Origin of the sequence: Streptomyces sp. NPDC001832, assembly GCF_040297265.1 — a bacterium.
Taxonomy (GTDB): domain Bacteria; phylum Actinomycetota; class Actinomycetes; order Streptomycetales; family Streptomycetaceae; genus Streptomyces.
In genome coordinates this window covers 105069-127626 of the sequence record NZ_JBEOYU010000009.1, presented here as the reverse complement: position 1 = coordinate 127626, position 22558 = coordinate 105069, and the positions used below count along the sequence as shown (strand labels likewise).

The 22558-nt window shown below is 68.4% G+C and carries 20 protein-coding genes, 3 pseudogenes and 1 riboswitch; of the genes and pseudogenes, 18 read left to right on the top strand and 5 right to left on the bottom strand.

Annotated features, from left to right (window positions below; all coding sequences use genetic code 11):
• Positions 1-278: 278 nt before the first annotated feature.
• From hpnC to ABT115_RS10510, 11 genes are all read left to right on the top strand, one after another.
• Positions 279-1199, top strand: coding sequence for a squalene synthase HpnC (gene hpnC / locus ABT115_RS10560; protein WP_351786478.1), 921 nt, complete (start codon positions 279-281; stop codon positions 1197-1199).
• Positions 1200-1228: 29 nt separating this feature from the next.
• Positions 1229-2149 carry a presqualene diphosphate synthase HpnD gene (hpnD, locus tag ABT115_RS10555; protein ID WP_351786475.1) on the top strand — a complete coding sequence of 307 codons (921 nt, stop codon included), beginning with the start codon at positions 1229-1231 and terminating at the stop codon, positions 2147-2149.
• A gap of 118 nt (positions 2150-2267) precedes the next feature.
• Positions 2268-3656: a hydroxysqualene dehydroxylase HpnE gene (gene hpnE, locus ABT115_RS10550; protein ID WP_351786472.1), complete on the top strand. Its 1389-nt coding sequence runs from the start codon at positions 2268-2270 to the stop codon at positions 3654-3656.
• Positions 3653-4756: a polyprenyl synthetase family protein gene (locus ABT115_RS10545; protein WP_351786469.1), complete on the top strand. Its 1104-nt coding sequence runs from the start codon at positions 3653-3655 to the stop codon at positions 4754-4756. The genes hpnE and ABT115_RS10545 overlap by 4 nt, the downstream gene beginning before the upstream one ends.
• A gap of 107 nt (positions 4757-4863) precedes the next feature.
• Positions 4864-6864 carry a squalene--hopene cyclase gene (shc, locus tag ABT115_RS10540; protein ID WP_351786466.1) on the top strand — a complete coding sequence of 667 codons (2001 nt, stop codon included), beginning with the start codon at positions 4864-4866 and terminating at the stop codon, positions 6862-6864.
• On the top strand, positions 6864-7523 hold the full coding sequence (locus tag ABT115_RS10535) for a phosphorylase family protein (RefSeq protein ID WP_351786463.1): 660 nt from the start codon (positions 6864-6866) through the stop codon (positions 7521-7523). The genes shc and ABT115_RS10535 overlap by 1 nt, the downstream gene beginning before the upstream one ends.
• 5 nt (positions 7524-7528) lie before the next feature.
• Positions 7529-8548 carry an adenosyl-hopene transferase HpnH gene (hpnH, locus tag ABT115_RS10530; protein ID WP_351786460.1) on the top strand — a complete coding sequence of 340 codons (1020 nt, stop codon included), beginning with the start codon at positions 7529-7531 and terminating at the stop codon, positions 8546-8548.
• A gap of 195 nt (positions 8549-8743) precedes the next feature.
• Positions 8744-10645, top strand: a complete 1902-nt coding sequence (dxs, locus tag ABT115_RS10525) for a 1-deoxy-D-xylulose-5-phosphate synthase (protein ID WP_351786457.1) — start codon at positions 8744-8746, stop codon at positions 10643-10645.
• Positions 10642-12039 (top strand): aspartate aminotransferase family protein, encoded by a 1398-nt coding sequence (locus ABT115_RS10520; protein ID WP_351786454.1) that lies wholly within the window; start codon positions 10642-10644, stop codon positions 12037-12039. Before dxs ends, ABT115_RS10520 begins: the two co-directional genes overlap by 4 nt.
• A gap of 78 nt (positions 12040-12117) precedes the next feature.
• Positions 12118-12732, top strand: a complete 615-nt coding sequence (locus tag ABT115_RS10515) for a helix-turn-helix domain-containing protein (protein WP_351786452.1) — start codon at positions 12118-12120, stop codon at positions 12730-12732.
• A gap of 33 nt (positions 12733-12765) precedes the next feature.
• Positions 12766-12933: a DUF6126 family protein gene (locus ABT115_RS10510; RefSeq protein ID WP_351786449.1), complete on the top strand. Its 168-nt coding sequence runs from the start codon at positions 12766-12768 to the stop codon at positions 12931-12933.
• Between the two features lie 23 nt (positions 12934-12956).
• Here the strand turns inward: ABT115_RS10510 and ABT115_RS10505 are convergent, their stop codons facing one another.
• A complete protein-coding gene (locus ABT115_RS10505) occupies positions 12957-13769 on the bottom strand; it encodes a tyrosine-protein phosphatase (protein WP_351786447.1) in 813 nt (270 codons plus the stop codon).
• Between the two features lie 188 nt (positions 13770-13957).
• Between ABT115_RS10505 and ABT115_RS10500 the strand changes: the two are divergent.
• Positions 13958-14127 (top strand): annotated as a pseudogene (locus ABT115_RS10500) (alpha-galactosidase); the annotation flags it as partial.
• Positions 14128-14140: 13 nt separating this feature from the next.
• Here ABT115_RS10500 and ABT115_RS10495 read toward each other — a convergent pair.
• Entirely contained in the window at positions 14141-15004 is an 864-nt protein-coding gene (locus ABT115_RS10495) for an IS982 family transposase (protein WP_351786445.1), read from the bottom strand.
• A 70-nt stretch (positions 15005-15074) separates the two neighbouring features.
• Here ABT115_RS10495 and ABT115_RS10490 point away from each other — a divergent pair, with 70 nt between their 5' ends.
• The 4 genes and pseudogenes from ABT115_RS10490 to ABT115_RS10475 all read left to right on the top strand — a co-directional run bounded on the left by ABT115_RS10490 (position 15075) and on the right by ABT115_RS10475 (position 18810).
• Positions 15075-15464 carry a hypothetical protein gene (locus tag ABT115_RS10490; protein WP_099506786.1) on the top strand — a complete coding sequence of 130 codons (390 nt, stop codon included), beginning with the start codon at positions 15075-15077 and terminating at the stop codon, positions 15462-15464.
• Between the two features lie 213 nt (positions 15465-15677).
• Positions 15678-16352, top strand: a pseudogene (locus tag ABT115_RS10485) (GH36 C-terminal domain-containing protein); the annotation flags it as partial.
• A 296-nt stretch (positions 16353-16648) separates the two neighbouring features.
• Positions 16649-16805: riboswitch (cyclic di-AMP (ydaO/yuaA leader) on the top strand.
• A gap of 3 nt (positions 16806-16808) precedes the next feature.
• A complete protein-coding gene (locus ABT115_RS10480) occupies positions 16809-17738 on the top strand; it encodes a M23 family metallopeptidase (protein ID WP_351786442.1) in 930 nt (309 codons plus the stop codon).
• A 226-nt stretch (positions 17739-17964) separates the two neighbouring features.
• Positions 17965-18810 (top strand): SGNH/GDSL hydrolase family protein, encoded by an 846-nt coding sequence (locus tag ABT115_RS10475; RefSeq protein ID WP_351786439.1) that lies wholly within the window; start codon positions 17965-17967, stop codon positions 18808-18810.
• 815 nt (positions 18811-19625) lie between these two features.
• Here ABT115_RS10475 and ABT115_RS10470 read toward each other — a convergent pair.
• Positions 19626-20270, bottom strand: a complete 645-nt coding sequence (locus ABT115_RS10470; protein ID WP_351786437.1) for a dihydrofolate reductase family protein — start codon at positions 20268-20270, stop codon at positions 19626-19628.
• 104 nt (positions 20271-20374) lie between these two features.
• Between ABT115_RS10470 and ABT115_RS10465 the strand changes: the two genes are divergently transcribed.
• Positions 20375-20872, top strand: coding sequence for a winged helix-turn-helix transcriptional regulator (locus tag ABT115_RS10465; protein WP_351786435.1), 498 nt, complete (start codon positions 20375-20377; stop codon positions 20870-20872).
• Positions 20873-20986: 114 nt separating this feature from the next.
• Here the strand turns inward: ABT115_RS10465 and ABT115_RS10460 are convergent.
• Positions 20987-21199, bottom strand: a pseudogene (locus ABT115_RS10460) (IS5/IS1182 family transposase); the annotation flags it as partial.
• Between ABT115_RS10460 and ABT115_RS10455 the strand changes: the two are divergent.
• Positions 21131-21574, top strand: coding sequence for a transposase (locus ABT115_RS10455; RefSeq protein WP_351786432.1), 444 nt, complete (start codon positions 21131-21133; stop codon positions 21572-21574). The pseudogene ABT115_RS10460 and the gene ABT115_RS10455 sit on opposite strands and share 69 nt — an antisense overlap.
• Before the next feature lie 96 nt (positions 21575-21670).
• Here ABT115_RS10455 and ABT115_RS10450 read toward each other — a convergent pair whose 3' ends face one another.
• On the bottom strand, positions 21671-22555 hold the full coding sequence (locus ABT115_RS10450; protein WP_351786429.1) for an STM4011 family radical SAM protein: 885 nt from the start codon (positions 22553-22555) through the stop codon (positions 21671-21673).
• Between the last annotated feature and the right edge of the window lie 3 nt (positions 22556-22558).

The following is a 22558-nucleotide window of genomic DNA, read 5'->3' as shown; positions in this document are numbered from 1 at the left end:
AGGTTGGCGGGGCAGGGTGCGTTGTTCTTCTGCGCGTATCACCCCGACGTATTGATGAGAGTTGTACAACGTAAGCTGTAGCGGTGCTGATTCGTTGCAAGTGGGGCGATACCGCCTGGCCATACGGTCTGCAGGCGCGCTCCGCACTCGGTAGAGCGGGCGGCGTGTCCGGAATGGGATGTTTTGGGTCAGCAGTGTAGAACGGGAGATGTGACGGCTATGACGGAAAATCTCCAGCTTCGAGGTGCTCACGCCGTCCCAGCGCCGGGCGGTCGGCAGTGACCCGTATCCGGCAGGCGCACCCCGATGTCGCCGTGCCCAGCACCCTCGACAAGGCTGCGGACGAGAATTTCCCCGTAGCCCCCTTCTTTCTGCCGGGTGCCTGGCGCGACGACCTGATGGCCGTGTACGGCTACGCCCGTCTCGTCGACGACATCGGCGACGGCGATCTCGCCCCCGGCGGCGCTGACGCCCGCCATCTCGGGCTCGACCCGGCGCAGACCGAGGACCGGCTCGCCATGCTCGATGCTTTCGAGGCGGATCTGCAACGGGTCTTCGACACCGCGGGCGACGGCCCGCGGCACCCTCTGCTGCGTGCTCTGCGCCCCACTGTGCGGCGCTGCGAGCTCACCCCGGATCCCTTCCTCGGCCTCATCGAGGCGAACCGGCAGGACCAGAAGGTCCGCCGCTACGGGACGTATGAGGACCTCGTCTCCTACTGCGAGCTCTCCGCCAACCCCGTGGGCCGACTTGTCCTGCAGATCACCGGAACCGCCAGCCCCGAACGCATCCGCCGCTCCGACGCCGTCTGCACGGCCCTGCAGATCATCGAGCACCTCCAGGACATCACCGAGGACCTCGGCCGCGACCGGATCTATCTGCCCGCGGACGACATGGCGCGGTTCCATGTCCGCGAATCCGATCTGGCCGCCCCATCGGGAGGCGCATCGGTGCGTTCGCTGGTTGCGTACGAAGCGGAACGCGCTCGGGAACTGCTGAATGAAGGCACCCCCCTGGTGGGTAGCGTCCACGGCAGGCTCAAGCTGCTTCTCGCCGGATTCGTGGGAGGGGGGCGTGCCGCCCTCACCGCGATCGCGGCCGCCGGGTTCGACGTACTGCCCGGACCACCCAAGCCCACCAAGCCCAGCCTGCTGCGCCAAGTGGGAGTTGTCTTGCGAAGAGCGCGTAGAGAGGGGTGAGCCGGACCGTGGAGGGAAAGACGACGTACATGTCGGCACCGGTACAGGCCGCATACAGTTACTGCGAGGCGGTCACCGGACAGCAGGCGCGTAACTTCGCGTACGGCATCAGGCTGCTGCCGGCCGAGAAGCGACGGGCCATGTCGGCGCTGTACGCCTTCTCCCGTCGTGTCGACGACATCGGTGACGGCGAGCTGAAGCCGGAGACCAAGCGGACCCGCCTGGAGAGCACCCGCGCACTGCTGGACCGGATCCGCAATGGCGTGATCGACGAGGACGACACCGACCCGGTGGCCGTCGCGCTCGCCGACGCCGCGGGCAGATTCCCGCTCCCGCTCGGCGGGCTCGATGAACTCATCGACGGCGTGCTGATGGATGTGCGCGGTGCGACGTACGAGACCTGGGACGACCTCAAGGTCTACTGCCGCTGTGTCGCGGGCGCCATCGGCCGCCTCAGCCTGGGCGTCTTCGGCACGGAACCGGGCGCTCTGGGCGTCGACCGGGCCGCGGAGTACGCCGACACGCTCGGCCTCGCGCTCCAGCTGACCAACATCCTGCGCGACGTGCGCGAGGACGCGGGCAACGGGCGTACATATCTGCCCACCGACGATCTCGCCAAGTTCGGCTGCTCGGCCGGCTTCCACCGGGCCACCCCGCCGCCCGGCGCCGACTTCGCGGGCCTGGTCCACTTCGAGGTACGGCGAGCCCGCGCCCTGTTCGCCGAGGGATACCGGCTGTTGCCGATGCTGGACCGGCGCAGCGGCGCCTGTGTCGCGGCCATGGCGGGCATCTACCGGCGGCTGCTCGACCGGATCGAGCGCGACCCCGAGGCGGTGCTGCGTGGCCGGGTCTCGCTGCCCGGCCACGAGAAGGCGTACGTCGCGGTGCGTGGACTGTCGGGCCTCGATGCGCGATACATCTCCCGCCGCACGGCCAGGGGGCGTGTCTGATGCGCCGTACGGATATCTCGCGCAACATGTGCATCACGGAGAGCCGCTTCGATCAGCGGTCAACCCTCTGGTGTACTAGCGCGTCCCTGACTGAAGTGACCTGGCAAAAGGAGGACGTATGACGGACGACGCCCCGCGTTCCTCCCGCGCGGTCGTGATCGGCGGCGGACTCGCCGGAATCACCGCGGCCCTGCGTCTCGCCGACGCCGGGCTTGAAGTGACCCTGCTCGAAGGGCGGCCCAGGCTCGGCGGACTCGTCTTCTCCTTCCGGCGTGGCGAACTGACGGTCGACAACGGACAGCATGTCTATCTGCGCTGCTGCACCGCCTACCGCTGGTTCCTCGACCGCGTCGACGGGACGCGGCTGGTGCCGCTGCAAAACCGTTTGGACGTGCCCGTTCTCGACGTCGGGCGCCCCGTGGGCCCCCGGCTGGGACGGCTGCGCCGCAACGCACTGCCGGTGCCGTTCCACCTCGCCGCCGGACTCGCCGGCTATCCGCATCTCTCGCTCACCGAGCGGGCGAGTGTCGGACGAGCCGCACTGGCGCTGGGCCGCCTGGACCCGGACGACCCCGCGCTCGACGCCATTGACTTCGGCAGTTGGCTCGCCCGTCACGGGCAGTCGCCGCGTGCCATCGAGGCCCTCTGGGACCTGGTCGGCGTCGCCACACTCAACGCCACCGCACCGAACTCCTCGCTGGCCCTGGCCGCGAAGGTCTTCAAGACCGGACTCCTCTCCGAACCGGGCGCCGCCGACATCGGCTGGGCCAGCGTGCCGCTGGGCGAGGTGCACGACACACTGGCCCGCAAGGCCCTCGACTCCGCCGGGGTACGCACCGAGCTGCGTACGAAGGCGTCCTCCATCACCCGTACGGAGGGCGGCTGCTGGATCGTCGACTCCGGCGGCGAACGGATCGAGGCGGACACCGTCGTCCTCGCCGTCCCGCAGCGCGAGACCCATGACCTGCTGCCCGAGGGCGCCCTCGATGAGCCGGAGCGGCTGCTCGACATCGGCACATCGCCGATCCTCAATGTGCACGTCGTCTACGACCGCAAGGTGCTGCGCCGCCCGTTCTTCGCCGCGATCGGCTCCCCGGTCCAGTGGGTCTTCGACCGCACGGATGCCTCGGGCCTCACTGGGCCCGGGCAGTATCTGGCGGTGTCCCAGTCCGCCGCCGACGAGGAGATCGACCTCCCCGTCGCCGAGCTGCGAAAGCGCTACCTGCCCGAGCTGGAGCGGCTCCTTCCGGCTGCCCGCGGGGCTGGGATCAGGGATTTCTTCGTCACCCGGGAGCGCACGGCGACCTTCGCCCCCGCTCCCGGCATCGGCCGACTGCGGCCCGGAGCCCGCACCCGTACCCCCGGTCTCAGTCTGGCCGGAGCTTGGACGGCCACCGGCTGGCCCGCGACGATGGAGGGTGCCGTCCGCAGCGGATTCAGCGCAGCGGACGCCGCGCTGCGGTCGCTCGGCCGCACCCATGAACATCCGCTGCAGGAGGCGGCATGAGCAGTACAACCGGAACAAGAGGAGAGTCAGTGACCCCGGCGAATCCGGCTTTCGACACCGTGGCCGACACCACGGACGTCACCGCGCTTCTGGAGCGCGGACGGGACCTTTCCGCGCCGGTGCTCCGGGCCGCCGTTGACCGGCTCGCACCACCCATGGACACCGTCGCCGCCTACCACTTCGGCTGGATCGACGCCGAGGGACATCCTTCCGCCGGCGACGGCGGCAAGGCCGTGCGCCCGGCGCTCGCCCTGCTGTCCGCGGAGGCGGCCGGCGCCACCGCCGAGGCCGGCATCCCCGGCGCCGTGGCCGTCGAACTCGTGCACAACTTCTCGCTGCTGCACGACGACCTGATGGACGGCGACGAACAGCGCCGCCACCGCGACACGGTCTGGAAGGTGCACGGCCCCGCCCAGGCGATCCTGGTCGGCGACGCGCTCTTCGCGCTCGCCAACGAGATCCTGCTGGAGCTCGGCACCGTCGAGGCGGGCCGCGCGACCCGCCGACTTACCGTCGCGACCCGCAAGCTCATCGACGGGCAGGCCCAGGACATCTCCTACGAGCACCGCGAGCGGGTCACCGTCGAGGAGTGCCTGGAGATGGAGGGCAACAAGACCGGCGCCCTGCTGGCCTGCGCCTGCTCAATCGGCGCGATCCTCGGCGGCGCCGACGACCGGACCGCGGACACCCTGGAGGCGTACGGCTACCACCTCGGTCTCGCCTTCCAGGCCGTCGACGACCTGCTCGGCATCTGGGGCGACCCCGAGTCCACCGGCAAGCAGACCTGGAGCGATCTGCGCCAGCGCAAGAAGTCCCTGCCGGTCGTCGCCGCGCTCGCCGCAGGCGGAACGGCTTCCGAGCGCCTCGGTGAACTGCTCGCCGCCGACGCCAAGAGCAGTGAATTCGACAGCTTCTCCGAAGAAGAGTTCGCCGCCCGTGCGGCGCTCATCGAGGAGGCGGGCGGCCGCGAATGGACAGCCCAGGAGGCTCGTCGACAGCATGCGGTCGCCATCGAGGCACTGCACCGGGTCGACATGCCGCAGACCGTGCGGACGCAGCTTACAGAGCTCGCGAACTTCGTCGTCGTACGAAAGAGATGATCACCGTCTGCTTCATATGACTCGCAGTCGCCGGCCGGCGCCCGCACCGGGCGTCGGCCGACGGAGACCCCAGCACAGCAGAGGAACAACTGCACGAAGGGGAAGCCATGACAGCGACGACCGACGGAAGCACCGGGGCTGTGAGCCCCCGCGCAGCCTCGGCCAGTAATCCGACCGACACAACGATCGCCGCGGACGACGTACTCGCAGCCGCGCGGCGGGCCGCGGAACGCTCGGTGGAGCACCTCCTCGGCAGACAGGACGAGCAGGGCTGGTGGAAGGGCGACCTCGCCACCAACGTCACCATGGACGCCGAGGACCTGCTGCTCCGTCAATTCCTCGGCATCCAGGACCAGGCCACTGTTCAGGCGGCCGGCCGCTTCATCCGCGGCGAACAGCGCGGTGACGGCACCTGGGCCACCTTCCACGGCGGCCCCGGCGAACTCTCCACCACCATCGAGGCGTACGTGGCACTCCGGCTGGCCGGAGACCGGCCGGACGAGCCGCACATGGCCCGCGCTTCGGGCTGGATCAGGCAACAGGGCGGTATCGCGGCGAGCCGCGTCTTCACCCGGATCTGGCTCGCCCTCTTCGGATGGTGGAAATGGGACGATCTGCCAGCGATGCCACCCGAGCTGATGTTCTTCCCCAAATGGGCTCCGCTCAACATCTACGACTTCGGCTGCTGGGCCCGCCAGACCATCGTGCCGCTCACCATCGTCTCGGCGAGGCGGCCCGTACGCCCAGCCCCCTTCGCCCTTGACGAGCTGCACACCGATCCGCGCCATCCGAACCCGCCCAGGCGCCCCGCTCCGGCGGCCAGCTGGGAGGGAGTCTTCCAGCGCTTGGACAAGGCGCTGCACGCGTACCACCGGATCGCACCGCGCAAGCTGCGCCGGACCGCCATGAACGTCGCGGCCCGCTGGATCATCGAACGCCAGGAGAACGACGGCTGCTGGGGAGGCATCCAGCCGCCCGCCGTGTATTCCGTCATCGCCCTGCACCTGCTCGGTTACGACCTGGACCACCCGGTGATGCGGGCCGGACTCGCCTCGCTCGACCGGTTCGCCGTCTGGCGAGAGGACGGCGCCCGGATGATCGAGGCCTGTCAGTCCCCGGTCTGGGACACCTGCCTCGCCACCATCGCGCTGGCCGACGCCGGCGTCAGCCCCGACCACCCGGCGCTGGTGAAGGCCGCGGACTGGATGCTCGGCGAGGAGATCGTCCGGCCCGGCGACTGGTCCGTGCGCCGTCCCCGGCTCAACCCGGGCGGCTGGGCGTTCGAGTTCCACAACGACAACTACCCCGACATCGACGACACCGCGGAGGTGGTCCTCGCGCTGCGCCGGGTCCGCCACCCCGACCCGGCTCGCATCGAGGCCGCCATCAGGCGCGGAGTGCGCTGGAACCTCGGCATGCAGTCCCGCAACGGGGCCTGGGGCGCGTTCGACGCGGACAACACCAGTCCGTTCCCCAACCGCCTTCCGTTCTCCGACTTCGGCGAGGTCATCGACCCGCCGTCCGCCGACGTCACCGGGCACGTGGTGGAGATGCTCGCCGTCGAGGGGCGGTCCCGGCACCCCGCCACCCGGCGCGGTGTCGAGTGGCTGCTCGCCGAACAGGACGCCAGCGGCGGCTGGTTCGGCCGCTGGGGCGTCAACTACGTATACGGCACAGGGTCGGTGGTGCCCGCACTGATGGCCGCCGGATTACCCACCACGCATCCGGCGATCCGCCGCGCGGTCGGCTGGCTGGAGTCCGTACAGAACGACGACGGCGGCTGGGGCGAGGACCTGCGCTCGTACCAGGAGGACAAGTGGATCGGGCGAGGTGCCTCGACCGCCTCCCAGACCGCGTGGGCACTGCTCGCACTGCTCGCCGCAGGACGGCGGGACAGCAGGGCCGTGCAACGGGGAGTGTCCTGGCTCAGCGAGACGCAGCAGACCGACGGATCGTGGGACGAGCCGTATTTCACCGGCACCGGGTTCCCCTGGGACTTCTCCATCAACTACCACCTCTACCGGCAGGTCTTCCCGCTCACCGCACTCGGACGGTACGTGTACGGCGAACCGTTCGCCGATCGCACGGTCACCCGCAAGGGGGCCTGATGGGGGATGGTCCGGGGCCGGCCGGCCCCCCAGCACCGCTGCTGATCGCCTGTGCGCTCGGTATCGAGCAATTCGCCCTGCGCAGCGGCAGAGGCAGGGCCGGCGAAGCCCCGGGCCCGGTGACCGTACTCCGCACGGGCATGGGCCCCAAGGCGGCCGAGGCGGCCGTCCTACGGGCGCTCGGCCAGGACCGGGCGCCCGGCACGGTGGTCCTCGCCTCCGGATTCTGTGCTGGGCTGTCACCCGGCATGCACCCCGGGGACCTGGTGGTCGCCGCCGAGACCCGGGAAGCCGGGGACTCGACGGACTGCACAGGCACGGGCCTGCTCGCCGGGGCCCTCGCCAGGGCGGTGCCCGGCCGCACTGTCCACACCGGTCCGCTGACCGGCTCCGCCCATGTCGTACGCGGACACGAGCGGGCCGAGTTGCGGGCCACCGGAGCGATCGCGGTGGACATGGAGTCCGCCGCCACTCTTCGCGCCGCTCTGCGGTCCGGGCCACGCCCGGTTGCGGCCGTCCGGGTGGTCGTGGACGCTCCGGAGCATGAGCTCGTCCGCATCGGCACGATCCGCGGTGGAATATCGGCTTTCCATGTTCTCCGTGCCGTCCTGCCGGCTTTCTACGAATGGCACCGATCTTTGCTGCTCCCCAGGAGGTGAGCCAGATGGCCATGCCGCTCCGTCAGTCCATCAAGGTTGCGACGTACCTCATTGAACAGAAGCTCCGCAAGCGGGAAAAATTCCCGCTCATTGTGGAACTGGAGCCTTTGTTCGCCTGCAATCTCGCGTGCGAGGGCTGCGGGAAGATCCAGCATCCGGCGGGAGTGCTCAAGCAGCGCATGCCCGTAGCCCAGGCTGTGGGTGCCGTTCTCGAATCGGGTGCCCCGATGGTCTCCATCGCGGGCGGTGAGCCGCTGATGCATCCGCAGATCGACGAAATCGTCCGGCAGTTGGTTGCACGCAAGAAGTATGTCTTTCTTTGCACCAATGCCATGCTTCTGCGGAAGAAGATCGAGAAATTCACGCCCTCCCCGTTCTTCGCCTTTGCCGTGCACATCGACGGGCTGCGCGAACGGCACGATGAATCGGTCGCCAAGGAAGGCGTGTTCGACGAGGCGGTGGCGGCGATCAAGGAGGCCAAGCGCCGCGGCTTCCGGGTCACCACGAATTCCACCTTCTTCAACACCGACACCCCGCAGACCGTCATCGAGGTCCTGAACTACCTCAATGACGATCTGAAGGTCGACGAAATGATGATCTCGCCCGCCTACGCTTACGAGAAGGCACCCGACCAGGAGCACTTCCTCGGCGTCGAGCAGACCCGAGAACTCTTCAAGAAGTCGTTCGCGGGCGGCAACCGGTCCCGCTGGCGGCTGAACCACTCGCCGCTTTTCCTGGACTTCCTGGAGGGCAAAGCGGACTTCCCGTGCACCGCATGGGCGATCCCGAACTACTCGATCTTCGGCTGGCAGCGGCCCTGCTATTTGATGAATGACGGGTACGTCCCGACGTACCGCGAACTCATCGAGGAGACCGACTGGGACAAGTACGGCCGGGGCAAGGACCAGCGCTGCGCCAACTGCATGGCGCACTGCGGCTACGAACCGACCGCCGTCCTCGCCACCATGGGATCGCTGAAGGAATCCCTGCGCGCCATGCGCGAGACCATCTCCGGCAACGGGTGACGTCATGACCGCTGGAGAACCGGTCGCCCTGGGCCTCACCGAGTTGCCGGCCCGGCCGGTCACGATGCGCCGCCACTTCGTCGCGACGCTGACCGAAGAAGCCCTGTAGATCGCGAGGGCATGGACGACGCAGGGACACCGCAGGGGTTCCCGCCGTCACCGTGAGCTGGAACAGAACCAGAGAGGGGCCCGAGCGTGACGATTCTGGAGAACATCCGGGGGCCGCACGATCTCAAGGCGCTGAGCGAAGCACAACTCGTCGAACTCGCCGAGGACATCAGACAGTTCCTCGTCCGGGCGGTGGCGAGGACCGGCGGTCATCTGGGGCCCAACCTGGGGGTGGTGGAGCTCTCCATCGCCCTGCACCGGGCCTTCGACTCGCCCGTGGACCACATCCTGTGGGACACCGGGCACCAGAGCTATGTGCACAAACTGCTCACCGGGCGGCAGGACTTCTCCAAACTGCGCGGCAAGGGAGGCCTGTCCGGCTATCCCTCCCGCGAGGAGTCCGAACACGACGTCATCGAGAACTCACATGCATCGACCGTCCTGGGCTGGGCCGACGGCATCGCCAAGGCCCATCAGGTGCTGGGGCGGAGCGACCATGTCGTGGCCGTCATCGGTGACGGGGCCCTCACCGGCGGGATGGCCTGGGAGGCGCTCAACAACATCGCGGCCGCGAGGAACCGGCCGCTGATCATCGTGGTCAACGACAACGAGCGCTCTTACGGCCCCACGATAGGCGGTCTCGCCAACCACCTCGCCACCCTCCGTACCACCGACGGATACGAGCGCTTCCTGTCGTGGGGCAAGAGCGTGCTCCAGCAGACACCCGTCATCGGACAGCCGCTGTACGAGTCGCTGCACGGTGCGAAGAAGGGGTTCAAGGACGCCTTCGCCCCGCAGGGCATGTTCGAGGACCTCGGGCTCAAGTACGTCGGGCCGATCGACGGTCATGACATCGCGGCCGTCGAATTCGCACTGCACCGGGCGAAACGCTTCCACGGCCCGGTGCTGGTGCACTGCCTCACCGAGAAGGGTCGCGGCTACCCGCCCGCGCTGAGTGACGAGGCCGACCGCTTCCACACCGTGGGCGCGATGGACCCGCTGACCTGCGCACCGCTCGCCCCGTCCTCAGAGCCCTCCTGGACCTCGGTGTTCGGGGACGAGATCGCCGCGATCGGCGCGGAGCGGCCGGATGTCGTGGCCATCACCGCGGCGATGCTGCACCCCGTCGGACTGACGAAGTTCGCCGCGGCGTTCCCCGACCGGGTCTGGGACGTCGGGATCGCCGAGCAGCACGCGGCGGTCTCCGCGGCGGGACTCGCCACCGGCGGACTGCATCCGGTCGTCGCCGTCTACGCCACCTTCCTCAACCGGGCCTTCGACCAACTGCTGATGGATGTCGCGCTGCACAAGTGCGGGGTGACCTTCGTCCTCGACAGGGCCGGGGTCACCGGTCCCGACGGGCCCTCGCACAACGGGGTGTGGGACATGTCCATGCTGCAGGTCGTCCCCGGGCTGCGGATCGCCGCCCCGCGCGACGCCGGCGAACTGCGCGCCGAACTCCGCGAGGCCGTCGACATCGACGACGCGCCCACCGTGATCCGGTTCCCCAAGGGGTCGGTGGGGCAGCCGGTCCCGGCCATCGACCGGATCGGCGGAATGGACGTTCTGTACGGGGCGCACAACCCCGATGTGCTGATCGTGGCCGTCGGTGTGCTCGCCCCGGTCTGTCTGCAGGCCGCCGACCTGCTGGCGGGCGGCGGCATCCGCTGCACCGTCGTCGACCCGCGCTGGGTCAAGCCGGTCGACGAACAACTGGCCCCGCTCGCCGAACGGCACCGGCTGGTCGCCGTCGTCGAGGACAACAGCCGGGCAGGGGGCGTCGGTTCGGCGGTCGGGCAGGCGTTGCGGGACGCCGGCGTCGACGTACCGCTGCGGACGTTCGGCATTCCCGAGCAGTTCCTCGCCCATGGCAAGCGCACCGAGGTGCTGGCCGACATCGGGCTCACACCGGTCGAGATCGCGGGGCGCATCAGCGCCGTACTGGGCGCCAAGGAAGCAGCGGCAATGACCGAGCGGAGCGGGGCATGACGGCCGACGGGCCCAAGGGCTTCGAGCTGGCTCGGCTCCTCGCGGAGCGCGGAGCCGAGCGCTACGAGCTGCATACGAAATACCTCAACCACCAACTGCCCCGCATGCTGCACACCATCGGCTTCGACAAGGTCTACGAACGGGCTGAGGGCGCGCACTTCTGGGACGCGGACGGCAATGACTACCTCGACATGCTCGCCGGATTCGGCGTGATGGGCCTCGGCCGGCACCACCCCGTCGTACGCAAGGCCCTGCATGACGTCCTGGACGCCTCGCTCGCCGATCTCACCCGCTTCGACTGCCAGCCGCTGCCCGGGCTGCTGGCCGAGAAGCTGCTCACGCACAGCCCGCACCTGGACCGGGTCTTCTTCGGCAACAGCGGTACGGAGGCCGTCGAGACCGCCCTGAAGTTCGCCCGGTACGCCACCGGCAGGCCCAGGATCCTCTACTGCACCCACGCCTTCCACGGCCTGACGGCCGGCTCGCTCTCGGTCAACGGGGAGAGCGGCTTCCGGGACGGCTTCGCACCGTTGCTGCCGGACACCGCCATCGAGCTCGGTGATCTCGACGCACTGCGCCGGGAACTGAAGCGCGGCGATGTGGCGGCACTGGTCGTCGAGCCGATCCAGGGCAAGGGCGTCCACGCCGCGCCCCCCGGCTTTCTGCCGGACGCGCAGGAACTGCTGCACAAGCACAAGGCACTGCTCATCGCCGACGAGGTGCAGACCGGCCTCGGCAGGACCGGCGATTTCTATGCGTATCAGCACGAGGAAGGTGTCGAACCCGACCTGGTCTGTGTCGCCAAGGCCCTCTCCGGCGGCTATGTGCCGGTCGGGGCGACTGTCGGCAAGGACTGGATCTTCAGACGCGTCTACTCGTCGATGGACCGGGTCCTGGTCCACTCCGCGAGCTTCGGTTCCAATGCCCAGGCGATGGCGGCCGGGCTCGCGGTCCTCGCGGTGATGGAGGACGAGAAGACCGTCGCGGGCGCGCGCCGCACCGGTGATCTGCTGCGCGAGCGGCTGGCCGCGCTGGTCGACCGCTATGAGCTGCTGCACGAGGTACGCGGGCGCGGGCTGATGATCGGCATCGAGTTCGGCCGGCCGTCGTCCATGAAGCTGCGCAGCCGCTGGACCATGCTGCAGGCAGCCCGCAAGGGCCTCTTCGCGCAGATGGTGGTGGTGCCCCTGCTGCAGAAGCACCGCATCCTCACACAGGTCTCGGGCGATCATCTGGAAGTGATCAAGCTGATTCCGCCGCTGGTGATCGGGGAGCCGGACGTCGACCGGTTCGTCACGGCGTTCACTGCGGTGATGGACGATGCGCACAGTGGAGGCGGGCTGATGTGGGACTTCGGCAGGACCCTGGTGAAGCAGGCCGTCGCCAACCGCTGACCCCAGGGGCCTTCCGGGCGCATTTACCTCATAGGCAAGGAATTTGCCTGGGAGGAAAACTCCTGGCTCAATGGGTACATGAACACTCCGGACGGAGGGGTGGCCGACGAGCTGCCCGAGGTCGCGCCGCGCCTGCGCGATCTGCGCCGCAGCCGTGGTCTCACCCTGGAGACCGCCGCTCAGCGGGCGGGGCTCTCACCTGCCCATCTCTCCCGGCTCGAAACGGGCCGTCGGCAGCCTTCGCTGCCGATGCTCCTCGGTCTTGCCAGGATCTACGGTACGACGGTCTCCGAACTGCTCGGCGAGACGCCCCCGGAACGTGAGGCGATCATCCGCGGCGGGAGGTACGAGGGAGCCGAGGCCGACGGCTGGGGCTGGATGTATCAGCAGGCCGGCGGATCCGGCCGGGCGATGCAGGCGCTCCGCGTCCGGGTTCCGTACGGGGCACAGGGCGATCTCGTGCGCGTCCACCCCGGTGAGGAGTGGCTGTACGTGCTCGCCGGCCACCTCCGGGTCACGCTCGGGGATACCGTGTACGATCTCGCCCCCGGTGACAGCGCGCACTTCGACTCGCTCACCCCGCACCGGATCGCCGCTGTGGACCGCGACGGATCCGAGCTCCTCTTCGTCCACACCCTGCTCCAGAGCCCCGCCGCCGAGCTGTGCCTCGGCAGCGGTATCCACCGCCGCTGAGACCGGCCCGTCCGGTCGCCAGAGAGGACTGTCATGTCCGATTCAGAGAACTTCGACCCGCTCGGCTCGAGAAAGAACTACGAAGCCCAGGAGCGGAAATTTCCGCGCGGCGTGGTGATCCGGCTGGTCGCCTATCTCATCGCCGGACACATCTTCGCGGCTTTCCTCTACCTGCTCTTCGCGGTGGCCGGCGAAGGCTGACCACCGCCGACGGGCGGGTCCGGCTACGCCTCGGCGAGGAGCCGGTCGCGCAGCCGTTCACGGGTCTCGGGCGCGAGCTTCAGGCCCTCGGAGAAGTAGCGGTCCGTGCTGCCCCAGGTCTCCTCGATGGTGGCGAAGGCCGCAGCGAGGTAGTCGGCGTGCGCGCCGAAGAGCGGATTGAGCAGCTCCATCACCTCGGCCGACATGCCGTCCGCCGAGGTGTCGCTGCGGCGCACCTTGTAGCGGCGGTGGGCGTCGTTCGACTTCAGGTAGTCGGCCTCGATCGCATCGTGCTCGACGCCGACCGCGAGCAGTGACACCGCGATGGACAGACCGGCCCGGTCCTTGCCCGCCGCGCAGTGCATCAACGCGGGAACGCTGTCCTCGGCCAGGGCGTGCAGGACCCGGCTGTGCTCGGCGGTACGGTCCCGGATGATCGCGCGATACGAGGCGATCATCCGGTTCGCTCCCTTGCCGTCGGCCAGGACCGAGCGCAGCTGGTTCAGATCGCCGTCGCGGACCATCCGCCAGAACTCGGCGCCGTCGGCGGGGTCGGAGAGCGGGATGCTCACATTCCGCACGCCCGGCAACTCCACATCCAGGCCGTCGAGCCGGTGGTCGGCCGCATTGCGGAAGTCGAAGACCGTGTGCAGACCGAGACCGCCGAGGAAGGCGGTGTCCTCGGCGGTGGCGTGCGCAAGGTGACCGCTGCGGAAGAGCCGTCCGTACCGCACCCGCCGGCCGTCCACGGTGGGCAGTCCGCCCACATCGCGGAAGTTGCGGACACCCGCCAGCTCGGGTTCCGTCGACGGGCTCTGCGGCAACTGCTGCGTCACGGTGACTCCTGGAGTATCTGGTGCCGGCGCGAGTCGCCGACAAGGCCACTCCCGCGACGATACGACATTGATTCCTTAGGCAATCATCTCGGCCTTTGCTTGTCGATACTTCCGTGAACTCGCCCTCCCCGGATGCGGGACGACTCCGATGTGATCGAGCGATGGGCCACCGTCGGCCACGCCGGGCGGTCTCGCAGGAGCAGCAGCACGCCCTCGCCGAGCGCGCCGCCGCGGTGGGCGTCGAGCTGTTCGTCGTGGACGACGCGTGATTCGGGCAGCGCATCAGCGAGCGGGCAGGGCTCGGTGACTGACGCCCATTCCGGACCGCTTCTGCCGCGGGCTGAAGCCGCTAGATGATCTATTCCAAGGGGTCAGTGATCGTAGGCGATCAGTGAGCGTAGGACGGTTTGTCCGGTCGCGTCGTTGTGCCAGATCGCGGCGGTCAGCGCGAGGATGCGTTGCATGACGCGGGCTATGACACCTCCGGGTGTGCGCCCTCGGTGCCGTTCGAGGTCAAGCTGTCCCTTGAAGGTCTCGTTGATCGATTCGATGACCTGCCGCAGCGGCTTGAACAGTGCTGCACCAGGCCGTTCCCGTTCACCTTTACGGGCCGGCCGCAGCAACTGGACTCCACGCTCGGACAGTTCGCGTTCGAAACCACGGCCGAAGTAGTTCTTGTCGCCGATGAGAGTCTGTCGGGGGCGCTCTCGCAGAAGCTCGCATTCGGCTGCCAGGAGGTCAAGGAGGGTCTCGCGTTCGTCGGCCTTGGCCCCGGTCAGGACGAAGGCGATGGGCAGGCCCTGAAGGGTGCACACCAGGTGCAGGTGCAGGCCCCAGAAAAAGCGGCTGTGGCTGGCGCAGTAGCCGTATTCGGCCCAGCCTGCCAGGTCGGAGCGTTTGACGGTCTCGCGGGAGCGGCCGCACTCCACCGGGGTGGAGTCCACGACCCATACGTCGTCGCTCCACACCGAGGTGGTGGCGGCCAGGATCCGGTTGACGCTTCGCATCAGACCGGCGGCCTTGCGCAGCGGCTTGTTGTAGCCGGGCTGCTGGGGCAGGTAGGGGAAGAGGTGGCGCAGGTGGGCACGGGCATGGCGGAGCCATTTGGCCTCGGAGGTGAAGCCGAGTATGGCCTGCATCGTGGCGAGGGTGACCACCAGCCCAGGATGCTCCTTCAGGATGTCGTCGGTCGTCGCATAGAGTGCTGTCGCGAGGGTGTCCACGTCGTTCGTCACAAAACGATCTTGGACACCCTCGTTCTCGTCTCCGCAGGCACCCCTTGGACCACACCACCAGGAGGAACCAGTGTCATACCCGCAACTGCTCACCCCCGAGGAGAGGCTCGCCGACGCGAAGAAGCAGCTGAGCCTCCCGCGTATCGTCGTTATCTGCGGCTCCACCCGCTTCATGACCGAGATGACCGAGGCCGATCTGCGGGAGACCAAAGCCGGAAAGATTGTCGTCAAACCGGGCTGTGACATGAAGTCGCCGCACGAACTTTGGTCCGATCCTGTCGAGGCCGAGGCGCTGAAGGTTCGACTCGACGATCTGCACCGAGCGAAGATCCGGCTCGCTGATGAGGTGCTCGTAGTCGGCGACTACATCGGAGACAGCACCCGAGCCGAAATCGCCTACGCCCGGTCGCTGGGCAAGCCCGTGCGGTTCACGCACCCCGAAGTCGACCCTGACGCCTGACCGCCCGCTGCGACCTCGACAACCAGGGCCGGCAGCCTGCCGCCTGACCGTCTCGCGGTGGTTTCGGCCGCCGCCCACCCCACACCCTCCGCAGGTATCCCTTGGAATTGATCACCTAGTGCCGCGACCGGCAAGGTTTTCCCTGTCGCGATGCCCGGCACTTCCCCAAGCTCTCAGCTTCGTTCGAGCAGGGGAGACCCCATCCAAGGGCTTCCGGCCACGTTGCGATCACACGCAGACGAAGTGCACGGACTCGGCATGCAGTTCGGTAGCTGGGTCGAGCCGGAAATGGTCAATGCCGACAGCGATCTCTATCGCGCACGCCCCGACTGGGTGCAGCATTTCCCAGGGCCGGCACGGACCGAGTTCCGTAATCAACTGGTACTCAATCCGGCCCGCACCGATGTACAGGACTATCTGTGGGAGCAATTGGACACATTGCTCTCCAGCGCGCCCGTCGACTATGTGAAATGGGACTTCAACCGCTGCTTCGTGAGCGCGATGGCCGGTGTGCCTCGGGGTCGGCGGGGACCTCACCGAGTGGAGTGAGGAGAAGCTGGCCGAGGCGCGGGCCTGGGTGAATCTCTACAAGCAGATCCGGCGGGCGGTGCAGCGCGGCGCGCTGCACCGGCTGCGCGCCCGCGCGGCGGACTCGGCGCGGTCCAGTACGTCCACGGGGGCGAGACCGAGGTCCTGATGTGGCTGGAGGCGCAGAGGCGCGGGAAGCGGCCCTGGGCCCTGCCGCTGCGTGGGCTCGACCCCGCAGCAACGTACACCTGCCTGGATACGGAGGTGGTGAACCACGGTTCGGTACTGCTGCATCGGGGGCTGCACACCGGGCTTCGGGGCGATCTCGACGCGCGGGTCCTGAGGCTCCGACGCGAATGATGAGCATGACATGTCCGTAATGGGCGCATTTGTCACAATGTGCCCCGCTCGTAAGGGAGATGGCTGCCCTCTCGTGAGCGGAGTCATATCCGTGACGTTCTGTGCTGGCGGGGCGGTCGGGTATTCCGTGCGTGGCGCGGAAAGGCAAGATCCTTAATCCACGGAGTGTGACCGGAATTCCGCACCGATTTCCGAGCACGGATTCCGGTGCGGAACCCGTGGCTTGTTCTCTCCGTCCCGACTCGCTTACGGTCGCCGTCAATCCGGGCGGACCGCCTAATCCTGCCGCCGCCCGGAATTCGCACCCACTCATCGCGTGGCAGGAGCGGGGGAACCAGGTAGGCCGCCGATCGGAGAAATCCGGCCGGCTCGGGGTGAAGTCGCGCTCGGCGCGGCCGGGCATCTCCAGCCCGAACCCGACAGCTCACCTCGCAGGCGCCGGAGAGGAAGCACGTCATGCCCACATCGGGTAAGCATCGTCGTACGAAGTCCAGCGCCATCGCCCGTGGCGTCGCCGCCGCCAGCGCCGGGGGTGCCGTCATCGCTCTGCCACTGCTCGGTGCCACTGGTGCCCACGCCGCGCAGGGTTCGGCCCCGACCGCCGCGCCGCAGTCGGCCTCCGCCGCCAACCACGCAGCCCCGGCCAAGCCGGCCGCGCAGAAGCAGGCCGCCACCACGACGTACACCGTCGTCTCCGGCGACTCCCTGTCGCAGATCGCCGCTGAGCACGAGATCAACGGCGGTTGGCAGAAGCTGTACGAGGACAACCGCCAGGCCGTCGGCGAAGACCCCAGCCTGATCTTCCCGGGCTTGAAGCTGACGCTCGGCACCGGTGCCGACACGGGCGAGTCCCTCCCGCCGAAGGCACCCTCTGCGCCTTCGTCGGCCGCGGAGAAGTCCGCCCCGGCCAAGTCCGCCCCGGACAAGGCCTCGACGGTCACGGAGTCCGAGACCTCCGCCCCGGCCAGTCAGAGCAACAGCTCCGGCTACAGCCACCCGGTGCCCGGCAACCACACCACCGGATACCGCGCCTCCGGCTCCAACTGGTCCAGCGGCAGCCACACCGGGATCGACTTCCCCGTCTCCACCGGCACCAGCGTGAAGGCCATCACCTCCGGCACCGTCGTCACTGCCGGCTGGGGTGGCGCGTACGGCAACCAGGTCGTCATCAAGCACGCCGACGGGCACTACTCGCAGTACGGCCACCTGTCCTCGATCTCCGTCTCCGCGGGCCAGACCGTGAGCACCGGTCAGCAGATCGGCCTCTCCGGCGCCACCGGCAACGCCACCGGCCCGCACCTGCACTTCGAGGTCCGCACGGGCCCGGAGTACGGCTCGGACATCGACCCGGTCGCCTACCTGGCTTCGCACGGCATCTATGTCTGAGCCGAACGGCCGGGCAGTTGAGCAGCAAAGCATGACCTGAGCTACAAGGCATGACCTGAGCAACACAGAAGGGGCGGTGTGCAGCGGCGCACTGCCCCTTCTCCCACCCCATTTGCCGGTCGGGCCTATTCCCCCCTTTGCCGAAACCTGACCGGACCGTCCATCTCGCCCCCAACCTCTTATTACGGTCGCGTAGGTCACATTCGACGGTGCAGGATAAGCGTTCGTGGCAGACGATTCGAAAAAAAATCAACGTGGCGTCATCAACCGGCATGGCGTCATCGAGTCGTACGCAGCGATTGGCGACAGCTTCACCGAGGGAGTCGGCGACCCCGGCCCCGACGGAACCTTCGTCGGCTGGGCGGACCGTTTCGCGACACTTCTCGCGGACCAGCTCCCTGAGCCCGATGCGGGGACAAGCACCGAAGGCTCCGCTCACGGGAATTTCGGGTACGCCAATCTCGCCGTACGCGGGCGCCTCCTCGACCAGATCGTCGAGGAGCAGGTGCCGCGCGCCAAGGAACTCGCACCCGACCTGGTGAGCTTCTGCGCGGGCGGCAACGACATCATCAGGCCCGGCACCGATCCCGACGACGTGGCCGAGCGCTTCGAGCGCGCGGTCGCCGAGCTGACCGAATCGGTCGGCATCGTCCTGGTCACCACCGGCTTCGATACCCGAGGCGTTCCCGTGCTGCGGCATCTGCGCGGCAAGATCGCCACTTACACCGCGCATGTGCGGTCCATCGCCGACCGCTACGACTGCCCGGTCCTCGACCTGTGGTCGCTACGGTCCGTTCAGGACAGGCGCGCTTGGGACGACGACAGGCTCCATCTGTCGCCCGAGGGACACACCAGGGTCGCGCTGCGCGCCGCCCAGGTCCTCGGCATCGACGTGCCGGCCGACCCGGACCAGGAATGGCCCCCGCAGGCGCAGCGCGGCGTACTCGAAGTACGGCGCGACGACATCCACTGGGCACGCGAGTACCTGGTCCCGTGGATCGGACGGCGGCTGCGAGGCGAGTCCTCCGGCGACCGTGTCGAGGCGAAGCGGCCGGACCTCCTGCCGCTCTAGGCTCATAGGCTCATCAACTTCGTTAGTTATCCCTAGCGTTTGTGCGTATGCAGTTGCGTGCATGGAGTTGCTGCGCACGTCCAAGGCGGCGAAGCGTCTCGGGATACACCCGATGACGCTTCGCCAGTGGGCCATCGACGGCAAGCGCGGTAGCGCCTCCGCATCCTCCCGCCCCGTCGGGAGGTTCTGTATGTGCGCGTCTCCGGCCCCTTGGGACAGGAGTCCTGTCTGGAAACCCAGGAGCAGGAGCTTCGGGCCACCTCTGCCGGAGAGATCCTCAAGGTCGTCCGGGACCGTGGCTCTGGCCTGAAGGAGAACCGCCCCTCGCCGACGGCGAGATCTCCCGCACCGCCTGTGCCCGCGCCCTCGCCCGGTCGGGCGTGGACGAAAAGACCGGCGAAGTCCTCACCTGCGCTGCTCTGGCGGAACGGGTGGGCTCGTGTGCCGGCCTCGTGGCGGGCATGACCGAAGCGCGCTGGCCGAGCACTGGAACACCGCCGACGTGGACACGCTGGCCCACGGTGAGGACCCCGGGCGAAGGAAGCTGCCGTCGAACGCGTGGATGGCGCTGCGCCGCCTGGGCTGGACCGTTTGCGCACGGGAGGGTGTGAAGGTCAACGACCGGCATCATGTTGGCGAGCCCGGCCACGGTCGCGCGGTCGTTGAAGGCGCTGTCGATCAGGATCAGCGGCGCGCCCTGGCCGGCCGTGTCGACGGCGAACGTGGTGCTGTGCCTGGAAGTGATGTTCGTCCTGTCGGCCTTCGGAGCGTGCGGGGTGGGAGACCGAGGCCGATTGCCCCTGTGCAGGCGGTTGCTACGGCCGGGTGAAGGTCATGTGCGTGACGCCGCTGGGGGTCGTCACGGACTCGGCCTGGAAGCGTTTCTCGAGTCCTTCGAGTCCGTCCCACAGGCGCTCGCCACGGCCCAGAACGATCGGGACGACGGCGATGTGCAGATGATCGATGAGGTCTTCGACGAGGAACTCGCGGATCGTGGTCGGCCCGCCACCGATCCTCACGTCCAGGTCACCTGCGGCCTCGCGCGCCTGACGGAGTGCCTCCTGCGGCGTGGCGTCGATGAAGTGGAATGTGGTGCCACCCTCCATCTCCACCGAGGGGCGGGGGTGGTGGGTCAGGACGAAAACCGGGGTGTGGAAGGGCGGGTTGGGCCCCCACCAGCCGTTCCAGTCGTCGTTCTTCCATGGCCCGCGCTGGGGGCCGAACTTTTTGCGGCCCATGATCTCCGCTCCGATGCCGACATCCCAGGTGCTGGCGATGACGTCGTCGACCCCAGTGCTCCCGTCCGGCTTGCCCAGCATCTGCTGGAAGGTCCTGGTCGGGAAGAACCACTCATGGAGCCGCGTGCCGGCGTGGCCGAACGGGGCGTCGAGACTCTGCCCTTCACCCGTGGCGAATCCGTCGATAGAGACGGAAAAGTTATGGACCCTCACGCGCGACATTGCACGGACTCCTACCCTCGAAGCGTTGTGATTGCGAACTGCAATCACTAGCCGTGGGCGAGCCTAGACTCGGTGATGGCAGAATGCAATCACTGGAGGTGGGCATGCGAGACAAACCGCGGTCCGGATGCGCGGTCAACGCGGCGGTGGAGGCACTCGGGGACCAGTGGAGCCTCATCGTCCTGCGCGACGTGATGTTCGGCGGGCGCCGACACTTCCGCGAGCTGCTCAGCCACTCCGAGGAGGGGATCGCGTCGAACATCCTCAGCAGCCGTCTCAAGGCCCTCGTCGCCGGCGGTCTCCTCACGCAGGAGCAGGCTGAACGAGGACGTCGAGCGACCTACAGCCTCACAGAAGCGGGCATCCAGACAGTCCCCATCATGGTCGCGCTCGGCTCCTGGGGAATGCGGCACCGCCCGACCACACCCGAACTCAGCGTCCGCGCTCACCTCTTGGAGGACGGCGGCCCGCATCTCTGGGAGGACCTCATGGACGAACTCCGCGAGGTGCACCTGGGTATTCCCCGCCCGAACCCCGACCACCCCCGGGCCTCCGAACTCCTTCAGGCAGCCTACGAGCAGGCACTCACGGAGGCGCACTGACTACCCCTCCGGCTGGCATCAAGATCGCGTGGAGTACTGGTCCTCTGCCGATACCCATCTTCCCGCGCGGGCGCCTGACGATGGTCTTGAGAGGCCTCGCGGACAGGCGGCAGGTCATGGTCGGCGTCGGGGGCGTTCCTCCCAGTGGTGGGTGGCCCATGCCTGCCGGATCAGGCTACGGACGGTGATGATCGTGTCGGCGAGGTCGAAGAAGGTGTCGATGACGGTGGTGCGCCGCTCGTAGCAGCAGGCGAGCCGGTGGAACGCGTTCTGCCAGGCGTGGGTGCTGCTCGCCGAGGAAGACGGACCGGTGGACGCCTTCGGCGCCATCGCCTACTCCACTGGCGAGGCCCGCCAGGCCCTCGAAGCAGCAGGCCACCGGCTGTTCTTCAAGCCCGCCCCGCTACGGCCCGCCGTCCCCGGGGGCTTCACCCTGGACGACTTCGTCATCGACACCGCCGCCGCAACGGTGACCTGCCCCGCTGGACACACCGTCCCCTGTCGGATGTCGGCGGGCAGCACAACCAGCGCAAGGCCGCCTTCGGGAACCTGTGCACCGCATGTCCCCTACGCGAGCGGTGCACCAAGGCCAAAGCCGGACGCATCCTGACCATCCGTCCCCACCACGACCTGACCGCGGCACCATCGCCAACAACACCTGGCTCCACACCCGAGCCGCCGCCCTCAACCTCCGCCGACTGATCAACCTCGGACTCACCCACACAGGCAACACCTGGACAATCAACCCAGCCACCTCATAGACCGAGTGGCCACCCGGCCCATGGGCCGGGTGGCCACTCAACAAGAGGTCCGTCCGGCGAGGGACGACAACGGCGGCGCCGGTATCCGTTCCAGCACACCGCCCGCGAAGACGTCGTACAGCGGCAGCGTCTCCAGATGCACATAGCCGATGTGGCAGTCGCAGACAGCCAGCGGACAGGCCCGCGGGCCGAGAGAGCGCCGGTAGCTCCCGTCGTAGAGATTGCCGAGCTCCGCCGGGACGAAATGGCAGCGCCGCACCCTCCCGTCGCCGTCCACCGAGATGACCGACTCGCCCGTCCGGCAGGGCAGCCCGGCCGACCGGTGCGGATGCCGGCTGTACGGGAAGAGCGGGTCGAGGGCCGTCCAGCGGCCCGCTTCCTCGTCCGTATAGGTGTGCCCCTCCAAGGCGTTCACCCAGAGATAGACCTCGCCCGGCAGGGCGTCACGCAGCCGCCTTGCCTCGTCGAGATGGTCGTCGAGACCGACGACACCGACGCTGTGGCGGATGCCCAGCGCGCTCAGCTCCCGGCACTTGGCGAGGAATCGCTCGTACGGCGTCTGCCCCGGGTGGTACGTGCACCAGAGCGCGATCTTCTCGCGGCCGGCGTCACCCGCCTCGGCCAGCCACCCCGTACGGCTGCTGAGATTGGTCTGGATGGCGACCCTGCCGATGTGCGGCAACTGCGCCAGCTCGACCAACGCACGCCGGTACCAGGAGCGAACCAGACCCTCGCCCCACGGGGTGAACAGGACCGAGATCCGGTCGCCTGTCTGCGCCGCGGCCCACGCCGTGAACCGTTCCAGCGCGGCGCGGTCGGCGCGCAGCTGCTCCCGGCTGTCGCGCCGCTTGGCGAACGGGCAGTACGGGCAGTCGTAGTCGCAGGACGCGAGCGGACCGCGGTAAAGAATGGTCAGATCCATGGG